The sequence below is a fragment of the Providencia sp. PROV201 genome (assembly GCF_028479545.1).
GTDB lineage: Bacteria > Pseudomonadota > Gammaproteobacteria > Enterobacterales > Enterobacteriaceae > Providencia > Providencia huaxiensis.
Genome location: NZ_JAMPNW010000020.1, coordinates 42486 through 55787 on the forward strand (window position 1 = coordinate 42486; position 13302 = coordinate 55787).

The 13302-nt window shown below is 39.4% G+C and carries 13 protein-coding genes and 3 tRNA genes; 9 read left to right on the forward strand and 7 right to left on the reverse strand.

All coding sequences use genetic code 11. The annotated features are described in order from the left end of the window. Nucleotides 1–6 precede the first annotated feature (6 nt). Nucleotides 7–342 (reverse strand): YqcC family protein, encoded by a 336-nt coding sequence (locus PR809_RS15480; RefSeq protein WP_102139942.1) that lies wholly within the window; start codon nucleotides 340–342, stop codon nucleotides 7–9. Nucleotides 343–594: 252 nt separating this feature from the next. Between PR809_RS15480 and PR809_RS15485 the strand changes: the two genes are divergently transcribed. Beyond that, entirely contained in the window at nucleotides 595–1491 is an 897-nt protein-coding gene (locus tag PR809_RS15485) for a DUF535 family protein (protein ID WP_206275838.1), read from the forward strand. Nucleotides 1492–1968: 477 nt separating this feature from the next. On the opposite strand, the gene syd is transcribed toward PR809_RS15485, so the two are convergent. Further along, entirely contained in the window at nucleotides 1969–2529 is a 561-nt protein-coding gene (gene syd, locus PR809_RS15490) for a SecY-interacting protein (RefSeq protein ID WP_102139944.1), read from the reverse strand. Between the two features lie 146 nt (nucleotides 2530–2675). Here syd and queF point away from each other — a divergent pair, with 146 nt between their 5' ends. The 3 genes from queF (at nucleotide 2676) to xni (ending at nucleotide 5746) form a co-directional block, all read left to right on the forward strand. Beyond that, nucleotides 2676–3521 (forward strand): NADPH-dependent 7-cyano-7-deazaguanine reductase QueF, encoded by an 846-nt coding sequence (gene queF, locus PR809_RS15495; RefSeq protein WP_206275837.1) that lies wholly within the window; start codon nucleotides 2676–2678, stop codon nucleotides 3519–3521. An 84-nt stretch (nucleotides 3522–3605) separates the two neighbouring features. After that, on the forward strand, nucleotides 3606–4973 hold the full coding sequence (gene ppnN / locus PR809_RS15500; RefSeq protein ID WP_102139946.1) for a nucleotide 5'-monophosphate nucleosidase PpnN: 1368 nt from the start codon (nucleotides 3606–3608) through the stop codon (nucleotides 4971–4973). 17 nt (nucleotides 4974–4990) lie between these two features. Continuing rightward, nucleotides 4991–5746 (forward strand): flap endonuclease Xni, encoded by a 756-nt coding sequence (gene xni, locus PR809_RS15505; protein ID WP_102139947.1) that lies wholly within the window; start codon nucleotides 4991–4993, stop codon nucleotides 5744–5746. 55 nt (nucleotides 5747–5801) lie between these two features. On the opposite strand, the gene rlmM is transcribed toward xni, so the two are convergent. The 3 genes from rlmM to PR809_RS15520 are packed head-to-tail and all read right to left on the reverse strand — an operon-like array spanning nucleotide 5802 to nucleotide 8262. Beyond that, on the reverse strand, nucleotides 5802–6905 hold the full coding sequence (rlmM, locus tag PR809_RS15510) for a 23S rRNA (cytidine(2498)-2'-O)-methyltransferase RlmM (RefSeq protein WP_102139948.1): 1104 nt from the start codon (nucleotides 6903–6905) through the stop codon (nucleotides 5802–5804). Then, nucleotides 6898–7293 carry a DUF423 domain-containing protein gene (locus PR809_RS15515; RefSeq protein WP_004908716.1) on the reverse strand — a complete coding sequence of 132 codons (396 nt, stop codon included), beginning with the start codon at nucleotides 7291–7293 and terminating at the stop codon, nucleotides 6898–6900. Before PR809_RS15515 ends, rlmM begins: the two co-directional genes overlap by 8 nt. A gap of 27 nt (nucleotides 7294–7320) precedes the next feature. Continuing rightward, on the reverse strand, nucleotides 7321–8262 hold the full coding sequence (locus PR809_RS15520) for a transcriptional regulator GcvA (RefSeq protein ID WP_102139949.1): 942 nt from the start codon (nucleotides 8260–8262) through the stop codon (nucleotides 7321–7323). Between the two features lie 699 nt (nucleotides 8263–8961). Between PR809_RS15520 and csdA the strand changes: the two genes are divergently transcribed. After that, entirely contained in the window at nucleotides 8962–10167 is a 1206-nt protein-coding gene (gene csdA, locus PR809_RS15525; RefSeq protein ID WP_195697664.1) for a cysteine desulfurase CsdA, read from the forward strand. Nucleotides 10168–10185: 18 nt separating this feature from the next. Continuing rightward, nucleotides 10186–10644, forward strand: coding sequence for a cysteine desulfurase sulfur acceptor subunit CsdE (gene csdE / locus PR809_RS15530; RefSeq protein WP_206275836.1), 459 nt, complete (start codon nucleotides 10186–10188; stop codon nucleotides 10642–10644). 41 nt (nucleotides 10645–10685) lie between these two features. Here csdE and tcdA read toward each other — a convergent pair whose 3' ends face one another. Both tcdA and mltA read right to left on the reverse strand, forming a co-directional pair. Next, a complete protein-coding gene (gene tcdA, locus PR809_RS15535) occupies nucleotides 10686–11501 on the reverse strand; it encodes a tRNA cyclic N6-threonylcarbamoyladenosine(37) synthase TcdA (RefSeq protein ID WP_102139952.1) in 816 nt (271 codons plus the stop codon). 30 nt (nucleotides 11502–11531) lie between these two features. After that, the gene (gene mltA / locus PR809_RS15540) at nucleotides 11532–12653 is read right to left on the reverse strand and encodes a murein transglycosylase A (protein ID WP_195697666.1); all 1122 of its coding nucleotides are present in this window, start codon (nucleotides 12651–12653) and stop codon (nucleotides 11532–11534) included. A gap of 232 nt (nucleotides 12654–12885) precedes the next feature. Between mltA and PR809_RS15545 the strand changes: the two genes are divergently transcribed. From PR809_RS15545 to PR809_RS15555, 3 genes are all read left to right on the forward strand, one after another. Continuing rightward, nucleotides 12886–12962: transfer RNA gene (locus PR809_RS15545), tRNA-Met, on the forward strand. A 61-nt stretch (nucleotides 12963–13023) separates the two neighbouring features. Next, nucleotides 13024–13100: transfer RNA gene (locus PR809_RS15550), tRNA-Met, on the forward strand. Between the two features lie 18 nt (nucleotides 13101–13118). Further along, nucleotides 13119–13195 (forward strand) — tRNA-Met (locus PR809_RS15555). The last annotated feature ends 107 nt before the right edge of the window (nucleotides 13196–13302 follow it).

Sequence of the window (13302 nt, forward strand, 5' to 3'; positions counted from 1 at the left end):
AATAAATTACCCACGGGTCTTCGTTGAGAAAAATCCATCTAATTCACGCAAATAATTAATAATTAGCGTGTATTGTTCTTCTTCATCATGTTTATAAGCTTCTTCAAAATAAGGAGCAACCGCAAAATTAGTTGGCAGCGTAGCCCCTTGCTCAATTAACATTTGCAGGCGGGGGATCAAAATCCACTGTAACCACTCTATCGCCTCCATCGTGTCTATACAAAAAGGCTCTACACTGTTAAAAGCATCTGGCAAAGGCGGTTGTTCCCCCCAAAGAGATTTTAATTTCATTTCCTCTTCTAAGTGACGAAGTTTCTCAATGATACGTTGTTCAATATTCATACTTAAACTCATTTAGTGATGACAATGGCAAATATACGGTATTTTCTATCACAATTCTGTCGAATAAATGGGGTTAAAAATGAGTAAATACAAGTTTATTCATTTTTCTTATCTATAGTTATTATCACCACCATCAATCTGACAACTCACTTAATAAGATTTGTTTATATTTCGTTGCAGATAACACATGTAAAATTAAATGTTTTATCAATTTAGAACTTACAAAATAATTAACAACAAAATGGTTTATTTATGGGACGACTAAAACAGTGGCGCAAGGAAAGTAAAGTTTGGAAAGCCTTAAACTCTAAGTATTTTGAATTAAAAAGAAAAATACGCATTTCAAAGCTACCTTCGTCACAATATCAGCAGTATCAATTTATGTGTCAAAACTACCGTAGCGCTCAGTTTTCTTCAGTTATTGAAGGCGTTCCTCACTTCATTGAGCGCCCAATCAATAAGTACCTACATAAAAGCTGGAATGGAAAACAAAAATTATTAACTGCCAGCTATACGCTCAATTTAATTGAAAACACATTTACACCCGAAGCTATTGATACAATGTTCTGTACAAAGCGCAAAGGGCTTCTTGTGGCAAACATTGAATTAAAATCAGGGGAATTTGCTCAGTTAACGTTGATTTATTCTCAATATCCTCGGGAAGGTGACCTCACTTTACACTTGAGAAATGAAACGGGTGACGATATTTATTTAATGAGTTTTTCCTTTGGCCCAGAAGGACAATTGTACGTGTGCTCTTTGCAAGGCCCTTCCACTGAACAAAGTGTCGACCAAGTTAGGTTGATAACTAAGCAAATGCACGGAATGAGGCCCAAAAACCTATTAATGTCCGCGGTTTATGCAGTAGCAACCTTCTTTCAGGTAAAATCAATATTAGGGATTTCAAACCAGTGCCATATTAAGAGCCAGCATTTGAAATCAAGCTACGATACGTTTTGGCAAGAATGTAGTGCGACGAAAACACCTGATGGTTGGTTCCAATTACCTATTCAAGAACCTGTACGAGATATAGAGTCAGTGAAAAGCCAGCGTCGTGCTGAATTTCGCCGCCGAGAAGCACTTCGCGATACCATGACCCAAGATATTATTGCCTCGTTAACCGAAAATTCGATTAAAGCAGAGCATTGATTTTTAATCAATTAACGTATCTTTGATACTTTTTTCACCACTCTACTGCAATAAACGCATAACTAAAAAAGCCAGTCAACCGAAGCTGACTGGCTCATACTTTAAAATTTACGCATCCTGCAAATGACTTCCCGTCACTCAACATCCTGTTGATTAAAACAAATTTATAGATCCGTCACCTAGTCGCGTTCCATCGCCTTGTTTTAAACAATTTTCACACCTTACACTAAGCAGTAAGGTATAAAAAGCTAAACGAGTTTACCCTGTCCAGCGAGATAAGAATGCATTAAATGTATTAATGAAACAACCTAGCAAAATAAACAATAACATAGTGAAAACACATACAAATCACAAACCAGATAGTAACGCCATGAAATTAAAAGTTAAATAATTATCATTACAATATAAAGAACATTTTTTAAGAAATGACTTAGCTCAATTGTAGGCATTTACTTACACAAACCCACTTAAAAACACTTACCCCTGAGGTTCAATGACAACCACGAGTTCATCGAGAAAATTTGTTAAATTCGAAGAAAGTACACGCCTTTGCTGACTACCAAATTTTTCTAATATAATTTCTCCCGTGAGATTACACATTGAAATCATTTCAATCTCTGATTCTAAAGTCGCAATAAACAGCGTGGGTGATAGCTTTAAACGCTTCTGAGTAACTAAATGACCAATTAAATTTTCTTGCAAACGGATGAAGTCATCTTCATTCCATACCTGCACTAAACTCAGCGTAATATCACGAAATGTGGCTTTCATATCACCAGCAAGCTGTGTCGTATAAAAAGCATGGATATCACCTTGCAAATTTATCTCCAATGCTGCCGCGACTTTGTCTAAGCTCGCATCCTTTATTGGAAATGGCTGAGGTTCCCAATAAACCCAGTTTTCACCTGTACGGACAATACATGGAGATGGAACACCATATAAGTCTGTTGAAGCAGGAGGCAAACCCGTTTGTTGGTGCCATTGCGAAATATATTTCTGCGTAAAATTTTGTAGTGCGACAGAGTGTGATGTATTCATAGTTATGTGTTTTCTGTAGCCTATTTAAAGAGAAAGGCGTCAATGTGGTAGATAAATGGTATTATGACAGAAGTTTGCAAATGAAGAAAATATCCCAATTTTTACCTGTTAGCCTCATTTTAAGTTTATGAAGTATAAGGACCCCTATGTCACACTACCAAAATAATCCCGCACTTAATAATTTAACACTTGGGAAGAAAACGGCTTACCATGACCAGTATGATGCCACATTATTGCAAGCCGTCCCTCGTAGTTTAAATCGTGACCCTTTAGCTATTCATGCTAAAGCACTTCCGTTTCACGGTGCCGATATTTGGACAATGTATGAGCTTTCATGGCTAAATCAGCGTGGGGTTCCTCAGGTAGCAATAGGTTCGGTTAGTGTTGATACTAATAGCGAAAATTTAATTGAATCAAAAAGTTTTAAGCTTTATCTAAACAGTTTTAACCAAACACGTTTTGAAACTTGGGAAAATGTGCGAAGCGCTTTGCAAAATGATTTAAGCCACTGTGCTAATGGCCAAGTAAGCGTTACACTTCATAAATTAGCCCATTTTTCTCATCAACCTATCCAGCCATTACTTGGCGAATGTATTGATGAGCAAGAAATTGATATTGATAATTATGAGTTTAATCGAGACTATTTGGCGAATTGTACTCAGCAACAGATTGTCGACGAAACGTTAGTGAGCCATTTATTAAAATCAAACTGCTTAATTACCAATCAACCTGACTGGGGCTCTGTGCAGATCCACTATCGTGGGCCCAAAATTGATCGCGAAGCCTTATTACGTTATTTAGTTTCATTTCGCCATCATAATGAATTTCATGAACAATGCGTTGAACGCATTTTCACTGATATTATGCAATTGTGTAAACCTGAAAAATTAAGTGTTTACGCACGCTATACTCGCCGTGGAGGGCTTGATATAAACCCATGGCGTAGTAATGAAGAATTTAAGCCTGAATTAGGTCGTTTATCACGGCAATAAATGTATACAGTTGAAAAATAAATGTAATTAATACATTTACAGTACAATCACATATCAAGAACCCATTGGGTAAAGGAGTACTACTTGATTACTCATATCAGTCCATTAGGATCTATGGATCTACTCTCTCAACTTGAAGTTGACATGCTAAAACGCACGGCCAGTAGCGATTTGTACCAATTATTTAGGAATTGCTCTTTAGCCGTTTTGCATTCAGGCAGCTTAACCGATAGCAGTAAAGAGCTTTTAGAAAAAAGTAAAGATTTTGATATCAACGTATTACGCCGTGAGCGTGGCGTTAAGCTTGAACTTATCGAGCCACCAGAAAAAGCCTTCGTTGATGGCAAAATCATCCGCACCTTACAAGCAAACCTGTTTGCTGTATTACGTGACATTTTATTCGTACATGCGCAAATTACACATGCCAAAGAGCGATTCAATCTAGACCTCGAAAATGGCACACACATCACTAATATGATTTTCTCCATCTTACGTAATGCTCGCGCACTGCATATTGATGAAGACCCAAGTATGATTGTTTGCTGGGGCGGCCACTCAATTAATGAAATTGAATACCTATATGGTCGTAAGGTCGGTAACGAACTTGGCTTACGTGAACTCAATATCTGTACAGGCTGTGGTCCTGGAGCTATGGAAGCACCAATGAAAGGTGCCGCTGTTGGCCACGCCCAACAACAATACAAAAATAGCCGTTTTATTGGCTTAACTGAACCTTCAATTATTGCGGCTGAGCCACCAAATCCATTAGTGAACGAGCTCATCATTATGCCTGATATCGAAAAACGTTTAGAGGCATTCGTTCGATTAGGTCATGGGATTATAATCTTCCCAGGTGGTGTCGGTACTGCTGAAGAGTTGCTTTATTTACTTGGTATTTTGATGGATCCGGCTAACAGTGAACAAGTTCTGCCATTAATTTTAACGGGTCCAAAAGAAAGTGCAGAATACTTTGAAGTATTAGACGATTTTATTCGTCACACTTTAGGTGATGAAGCCAGTAAGCACTACCAAATTATTATTGATGATGCACCAGAAGTTGCTCGTGTGATGAAACGTAGCATGCCACAAGTTAAAGAAAATCGCCGTAGCACTGGTGATGCCTATAGCTTCAACTGGTCGATCAAAATTGCTCACGATTTACAGCATCCATTCGAACCAACCCATGAGAATATGGCATCACTGAACCTACACCCAGGACAAGCGCCTGAAAAATTAGCTTCAGATTTACGTCGTGCTTTCTCAGGTATTGTCGCTGGTAACGTGAAAGAAGTTGGTATGAAAGCCATCGAAAAACATGGCCCATTCAAAATTCACGGTGATAGTGAGCTAATGAAGCGTATGGATGTGTTATTACAAGGCTTCGTTGAACAACATCGTATGAAATTACCTGGTGGTACAGCATACGAACCTTGCTATGAAATCGTGAAATAAATAATGATGGCGTATTTATGATCCATTTATTAATTATTGATGCATTAAACTTAATACGCCGGATCCACGCGGTGCAAGGAAGCCCGTGTGGAGAAACTTGTTTATCTGCAATAGCACAGTTGATCACCCATACAGACGCCACACACATTGTTGCAGTGTTTGATGAAGAAGGTCGTCATCAAAGCTGGCGTCATGAAAAACTGCCTGATTATAAAGCTGGCCGGCAACCGATGCCTGAAGATTTGCATGCCGAACTCCCTGCATTAATCGCTTTATTTAAAGAAAAAGGAATTCACTGCTGGCAGTCTGAAGGGGATGAAGCTGATGACTTAGCCGCAACCTTAGCAACACGCATTGCGGGCTCAGGGCACACGGTTACCATCGTATCCACAGATAAAGGTTATTGCCAACTACTTTCCCCTAACTTAAGAATTCGCGACTATTTTCAAAAGCGCTGGCTTGATATCCCTTTTATCGAAAAGGAATTTGGTGTTTCTCCTGAGCAACTTCCTGATTATTGGGGACTCGCAGGGATCAGTAGCAGTAAGGTTCCTGGGGTTGCAGGTATTGGCCCCAAAAGTGCTACAACCCTATTGCAGCAATACCATTCTATTGAAAATATATTTGCTAATTTAGATAAACTTGAAGATAAGTGGCAGAAAAAACTCATCAATCAACAGGAAATTGCATTGATTTGTCGAGATATCGCGACTTTAAGAACCGATATCGCGCTACAAGGAAATTTGAATCAGCTGCGTTATATAACCAACTAATATAAAAAAGGCCACTTTATTAATTAGTGGCCTTCTCATTGACTGATTTTATGGATTAATAATACTCGCGTGCCATTGGATTTGCCGACCATATCCTCATCACGTGCACAGTCACTTCTTCACGGTCATGATAAAGCTGCTTCGCTTGAATCAACACATTAATGCCTTGCTCTTTGAGCTGTGTTTTCATCTTTTCTAAGATATGTGAAACTTCTTCATAGCGCTTTTTCATCGGCAATTTTAAGTTGAAAATGGCTTCTCGGCACCAACCTTGTGCAAGCCAATCCGTCATTAACGCAGCAACTTTAGCGGGTTTTTCAACCATATCACAGACTAACCACGTAATGTTGTGAGAAGTAGGCTTAAATTTAAACCCATCTTCACGGTGATGCTTAACTTGCCCTGTATCCATAAGGCTTTCTGCCATTGGGCCGTTATCTACAGCATCCACCATCATACTGCGTTTTACCAATTGATAAGTCCATCCACCTGGACATGCACCAAGGTCGACTGCTTTCATCCCGCTCGCTAGACGCTCTTCCCACTCTTCATAAGGAATGAAGACATGGAAAGCTTCCTCAAGTTTTAAGGTTGAACGACTCGGAGCATCCGATGGGAATTTTAATCTTGGGATCCCCATATAGAAATTCGAACTATTATTGGTATATGAATACCCGGTATAACAACAACCTGGGGCTATAAAAAATACATGAATAACAGGCCGCTTAAAGTTTTCGAGTGGCAATAAGATTTTTTCTTTACGTAATGCATTACGTAAAGGTACCGTAAACTTGCGGCAAAATTTCAGCAGCTCTTTCGATTCATTGGTATCAGCAACTTCAACACGGATATCACCTGCCCGCGCAACTTGCTGACTCAATGCATTTACAATCGGAGTAATACGGTCTTCAGGCGGTAAGTCCTTAAGTAAATCCCCTATTACAATCATTTGACGAGCAAAAATTAATTCTCGAAAAGGCAACGTCCGTGCGAGTGTGTCTGCATCTTCTGCTTGATAGCACTCAAAAATAACATAACCACTGTTTTCTTTTACGCGAGCAAAACCATAAATCTCTTTTTGCCCTGCTTTATCTGTAATCTCTGCTGCACATTCTTTTTCAAAGCCTGGACGGCAATATAGTGCAATTTTATTACTCATTGCGTGACGCCGATTTCCTTAGACGCATAGCGCCAATAACCACTAACAGCCAACCAATTAGGAAACATACACCACCTATTGGCGTAAAATAAGAGAAGTATTTTACCTGCAATAGTGCCATACAATAAAGGCTACCGCTAAAAAGAAGTATCCCAACAGAGAAAAACACACCTGACCAATAGAACCATAGGATAATTTTACGTAATAAAATTGCCCCGAGCACCATCAGTGCTACAGTATGCAACATTTGATAACGCAGTCCTATTTCAATCCAGTCCATTTGATGGACACTCATAATTGACGATAACGCATGTGAACCAATAGCCCCAAAAGCAACAGTAAAGAAGCCACTAATTCCAGCAAAAATTAACATCAAACGACTATTCACAGTAACACCTTTTATTTAAATACTTGATTACTGAATAAGCGCCACATCTTGGTCACCCGTAATAAAGCCTAATTTCTCTTGTTCACTTGCTGCCTGCCCAAGGATCCATTGGCGAAATGCAGCTATTTTGCCTAAATCTGCCTGATTTTCTTGGCAAACTAGGTAGAATGCGTTTTTACTAACTAACACCTCACTAAAAGGGCAAACTAAGCGCCCAGCGTCAATTTCATTTTTGGCCATCACATTATTCGTTAATGCAACCCCCTGACCATGAACAGCAGCTTGAATAACCATAGCACTATGACTAAAAATGGGACCTTGCTGTACATTGACTACATTTTGTAACTCTAGTTGCTTAACATATGCCTGCCAGTCTCTTCGTGAAGAATCGTGAAGTAACGTATGTTTTGCTAGATCTTCAGGAACTTTTAGTTGGCTATCCCCAGTTAATAAAGATGGCGAACACACAGGCATTAAATATTCAGCATAAAGCCTATCTGTTCTTAATCCAGGCCAATTACCTTTACCGTAGAAAATAGCGACATCAACGTCATCAGCCAATTTATCTTCTTCTCTATCTACAGCCTGGATCCGCACATCAATGCCTGGATAGGCTTGATTGAAGCCTGAAAGCCTTGGTACCAGCCATTGAATTGCAAAGCTTGGGGATAAACTCACTGTTAATGCCCCCTTCGCGCTTCTTGCTTGTAACTTACGCGTCGCCTCATTCAAAGAAGAAAAAATTTCTTTAATATCAAGGTAATAACTTTGTCCCTCTTCTGTCAACAACAATGAGCGATTGCGCCGACGAAATAATTTCAACCCAAGGAAATCCTCCAAACTTTTCATCTGGTGGCTAACGGCCGCTTGAGTAACAAATAATTCTTCTGCTGCCTTAGTAAAACTTAAATGACGAGCTGCAGCGTCAAAGACTCTCAGTGCATTTAGGGGCGGTAATCTTTTAGACATAATCACTTCTACTTGGCATCTTGTTATGCATTAGTTTTTTTCATCCGAAGCATTATAATTTGTCCCTTGAGGATACGCTAGTAAATACCTATAGTATGCACACTTCCTAAGCCGGAACGAAAAGTTACAGAGTTTAGTTACTTTGAAACTTTTGGCTTTGTGGTTGTGATGTTGTGTTTGCAAGTTGTCTGGTTGAACCAGACCTTTGTAGCTTTAGCTACTGTTTTTTCACTTCCTGTACATTTACCCTGTCTGTCCATAGTGATTTTATATAGTGCACCGCCAACGCGCGGTGCTTTTTTTTACTCTTTTTTTAATGCTATTTCGGTATTTACTTAAGCAATTTAACTTAATAAATACAAATATCTATAGATAAATACAAGTGTACCGAAAAAACTTTCAGTAAGATATTTAAGATAAATCTTGAAAATTATTCACTAAGTACTTAAAAAAATAAATTTATAAACAAAAGGCGTTGCATTGCAATGCAAAACACTGAATCATCTTGAAACCACATCTGGAAGAATTGCTAACAATTAATACCAAACGTAACAGAATATTTCAATGATTAGATTGAAAAATGATAAGTTTAAATTAATCAGAAAATAACTATAAATGTACTAATAAATGTACAATCAACTAATACAGCACTCAGTAAAATCAAAACACATTGAAATTTTGACTAAAAAGAAAATACTCATGGATCATTTTAGCGCTACCACATTTCGCCTCGCCTTCCCAGCGATAGACTCGTCAACACTATTTTTTGATAGTGCGGCCACGGCTCTGAAGCCTATTGCCATGATCAATACATCAAATGACTATTATCGCTTGTCAGGCAGTTCCGTATACCGAGGTCAGTCACCTGAATCACTAAAATTAACACGTGATTATGAGCAGGGGCGAATTCGTGCCGCAAAATATATTCATGCTTCAAATGAAAAAAATATTATTTGGACACGCGGGACAACAGAATCAATTAATTTAATTGCACAAGGTTATTTTCGCTCAACATTACAACCTGACGATGAAATTATTGTTAGTGAAATAGAACATCATTCAAATTTATTACCATGGATTATGCTTTCGCAACAAACAGGTGCCAAAATTATAAAATGGCCTGTTGAAAAAAACCTGACGTTAAGCCTTGATGTACTCAAATCTAAATTATCTGAAAAAACGAAAGTTATCGCTATCACACAAATGTCCAATGTAACTGGGTATCAACCAGATATACAGACAGTAACTCAACTTGCTCACCAAGTAGGAGCTCTCGTCGTTGTTGATGGTGCACAAGGTGTCGTTCATAGCCCTATTAATGTCAGTGAGCTGAATGTCGATTTCTATGTATTTTCAGCACATAAGTTATATGGACCCACAGGGCTTGGGGTTTGCTATGCCAAAACAGAACTTTTAGAGCAAATGACCCCTTGGCATGGTGGCGGTAAGATGTTGACTCACGTCACATTTGATAATTTTACGCTTGCTCCTATTCCCCAACGATTCGAAGCAGGAACACCGAATATTGCTGGTGTAATTGCCTTTTCAGCTGTTCTAGAGTGGCTGGAAGAGATAAATTTAACACTAGCAGAAACATATACTTGCTCATTAACCGAATATGCAGCTAAAAAACTATCGGCACTTCCCGGCTTTATTAGCTATAGTGTGCCTCATTCTCCTTTGCTATCATTTAACTTCAAAGATGTTCATCATAGTGATCTGGGAGCCCTCTTGACCGAGCAAAATATTGCACTACGCTATGGTCAACACTGCACCCAACCATTAATGGATGCATTAAATATAAGTGGCTGCTTGCGCGTCTCAATGATGCCTTACAACAACCTGCAAGATGTCGATAAATTTATTGACGCAGTCACCGTTTCACTTTCTATACTCAATGAATAAATCAATAAAGGAAGCCTAATGACTTCGACTAACCATGAACTTGCTCCGCACCCATTCGGTACAGAGATTAAAATTCAAGAAATAGTTGAACAGTTTTCCACACATAAAGCATGGGAAGATAAATATCGTTTATTAATTCAATTTGCGAGAAAGCTGCCTGTATTGTCTGATGATGAAAAACTGCAAACTCAAGAAGTTAAAGGCTGTGAAAACCGAGTTTGGATCGGAGCACGGCTCAATGATAATGAAACATTTCATTTTTATGGGGATAGTGAAGGCCGGGTAGTAAAAGGGTTATTTGCTATTTTATTAGCCGCGGTAGAGCAAAAAACAGCAAAAGAGATCATGGAAATTGATTTTGACCACTTATTAGCTCAAACCGGCTTACCTTCGCAACTCAGCGAATCTCGCCAAAATGGTATTCAATCACTCATTACTGCAATTCAAAATATTGCCAATGAAATGACACCTGCGTAATTCATTAAATGAGGCTATCTATCGCAATAGCCTCATTCGCTTTACAGATTTTCCATTTCTCGTTGTGACTTTGCTATCATTTTTTTAAGTGCATGTGAAACGGCAACAAACCCAAAACTCGCTGTAACCATAGTAACTGCGCCAAAGCCTGAAGCGCAGTCCATACGCTTAGAACCATCCGCAGTACTTTTTGCCGCACATACCGTGCCATCGCTTTGTGGATAAACAAGTTGCTCGGTAGAAAAAACACAGTCAATCCCAAGCTTTCCTTTCCCGTTTTTAATGACGTTAAAATCAGATTTTAAGCGTTCTCGCAACTTAGCCGCTAATGGGTCTTGGATAGTCTTAGCCAAGTCTGCCACTTGAATTTTTGTTGGGTCGATTTGCCCACCAGCGCCCCCTATGGTGATAATAGGTATTTTAAAGCGCCTACAATACGCTAGTAACGCTGCTTTAGGCCTCACACTATCAATAGCATCAATAACATAATCAAACCCCGTACTAAGGTAGTGAGCGACATTATCGACAGTAATAAAGTCATCAATAACATTCACTACACACTCAGGGTTAATTTCTAAAATACGATTTTTCATCACCTCAACTTTTGGTTGCCCAACCGTCGACTTGATGGCATGTAATTGACGATTAGTATTAGTCACACAGATATCATCCATATCAATCAATGTGATGAACCCAATACCTGAACGAGCAAGCGCCTCCGCGGCCCATACACCTACCCCACCAACCCCAATGACACAAACGTGAGAACGTGCAAAAAGATGAAGAGCATGTTGCCCATATAAACGCCCGATCCCAGCAAAACGCTGCATCCAAGCATCAGAAAGCTTAGCTTGCATAATAACGAACAACCTCAGTTAAATCTGTAACTACAGTGAACCAAATAGCGGCTGGCTTTTTTTCAGCACCCAAACTCGCCCATAATGGTTATAAAAACCGGCCATTTTCCCAGCGTCATGACCTATACCGTGGTAAATATCAAAATGATGCCCTTTAATTGCACCACCGACATCCAAGGCTATCATCATACGCATTTCATACTGCCCCGTAAATTTCCCGTTATTATCTAATACAGGGATTTCTGCGAGCAAAGCTGTACCCGGTGGAATGAGGGTTTTATCTGATGCAACGGATGCCTTAGCAATTAAAGGAACCGCACTTGCACCTCTAACAGGGACAAATGATTGCGGTTTAAAAAAGACAAATGACGGGTTTTCTTCTAAAAGCTGGCGAACTTCTTGCTCGCTATGCTGGTCCGTCCAATCATGGATAGCTTGTAATGACATTTGGCTTAGAGGAACCTCACCGCGGTCTACCAGCACTTTTCCGATACTTTTGTACGCATGGCCATTTTTACCTGCATAACCAAAGAAATTCAAAGGACTACCATCCCCAAAATCAACATAGCCACTTCCCTGAACTTCCATCATAAAATTTTCAACGGGTGAATTACTATAAGCTAAAATTAAATTATCACTCAGGGCACCGTTATAAATCGCGGCTCGGCTAGGTAAACGCTTCTTTCCTTTTGGGGGCATACCGTATAACGGATAACGAAATTCACCTTGTGCCATACGACGGGCCTCAATCACAGGTGTGTAATATCCTGTAAATTGCACGTTTCCATAATTATCGGCACCTTCCATTTGGAAAGCCGTTAAATTGAAATTTGCCAATTGAGCCGGATCTCCTCCCGCCATCAACCAATTTTCTATGGCATGGTAAGCATCATTGTTATTTTTAAACAACCGTGGTGATGCATTTTTGATTTCATTAACCTGCTGATTAAAATCTGGCGCATTGATTGGTCGTCCCTGTACATTCACTTGATTTACTTTCTGTAAATCTTGAACTAAGCGACCATCTTTATATTGTTGGCCTTTATCCGTTGGATGGGTTTGGCACCCAGCTAATAAGGAAAGAAATACACTGGTTACTAACCACTTTTTTACTGTTTGTTTATTGACGATTTTTGTTAGCCCTATATTCATGCTCTACCACCCAGATAAATCCAACAATCCAATATGAAGCGCACAATAGCAAACCCAATTAGGGAATGAAACGTGTAAATATATTTAGAGTGGTTATTTTCCTTCACCAACTCATCAAAGTGTAAAAAACAGCCAAACAGAACAAATTTTGTTCTGTAAATGCTAAATTTTGAAAAAAAAACACGAAAAAACTTGCATCAGATCTCATCCCGAGTATAGTGCCCGCATCGGACGCGGGGTGGAGCAGCATGGTAGCTCGTCGGGCTCATAACCCGAAGGTCGTTGGTTCAAATCCAGCCCCCGCAACCAATTACTGATTAAATCAGTAAAGTAACAAAAAATCTGCAGTATAAAGTCGTAAAAATTCAGTCGCGGGATGGAGCAGCATGGTAGCTCGTCGGGCTCATAACCCGAAGGTCGTTGGTTCAAATCCAGCTCCCGCAACCAATTTTTTACCTCTTCAGTCGCGGGGTGGAGCAGCATGGTAGCTCGTCGGGCTCATAACCCGAAGGTCGTTGGTTCAAATCCAGCCCCCGCAACCAATTCTTTTGAGTCCCCTTTCTGGTCCCCCATCACCTTTTTAATATCACTATAAAAATTCTATTTTTAATCATAACTGAAAAATAAAAAAGGCGATCCACATACGTTT

What these genes read in the sequence shown, in the direction of transcription:
- PR809_RS15480 (WP_102139942.1), bottom strand. Translation starts at nt 342, where the DNA reads ATGAATATTGAACAACGTATCATTGAGAAACTTCGTCACTTAGAAGAG.
- PR809_RS15485 (WP_206275838.1), top strand. Translation starts at nt 595, where the DNA reads ATGGGACGACTAAAACAGTGGCGCAAGGAAAGTAAAGTTTGGAAAGCC.
- syd (WP_102139944.1), bottom strand. Translation starts at nt 2,529, where the DNA reads ATGAATACATCACACTCTGTCGCACTACAAAATTTTACGCAGAAATAT.
- queF (WP_206275837.1), top strand. Translation starts at nt 2,676, where the DNA reads ATGTCACACTACCAAAATAATCCCGCACTTAATAATTTAACACTTGGG.
- xni (WP_102139947.1), top strand. Translation starts at nt 4,991, where the DNA reads ATGATCCATTTATTAATTATTGATGCATTAAACTTAATACGCCGGATC.
- rlmM (WP_102139948.1), bottom strand. Translation starts at nt 6,905, where the DNA reads ATGAGTAATAAAATTGCACTATATTGCCGTCCAGGCTTTGAAAAAGAA.
- PR809_RS15520 (WP_102139949.1), bottom strand. Translation starts at nt 8,262, where the DNA reads ATGTCTAAAAGATTACCGCCCCTAAATGCACTGAGAGTCTTTGACGCT.
- csdA (WP_195697664.1), top strand. Translation starts at nt 8,962, where the DNA reads ATGGATCATTTTAGCGCTACCACATTTCGCCTCGCCTTCCCAGCGATA.
- csdE (WP_206275836.1), top strand. Translation starts at nt 10,186, where the DNA reads ATGACTTCGACTAACCATGAACTTGCTCCGCACCCATTCGGTACAGAG.
- tcdA (WP_102139952.1), bottom strand. Translation starts at nt 11,501, where the DNA reads ATGCAAGCTAAGCTTTCTGATGCTTGGATGCAGCGTTTTGCTGGGATC.
- mltA (WP_195697666.1), bottom strand. Translation starts at nt 12,653, where the DNA reads ATGAATATAGGGCTAACAAAAATCGTCAATAAACAAACAGTAAAAAAG.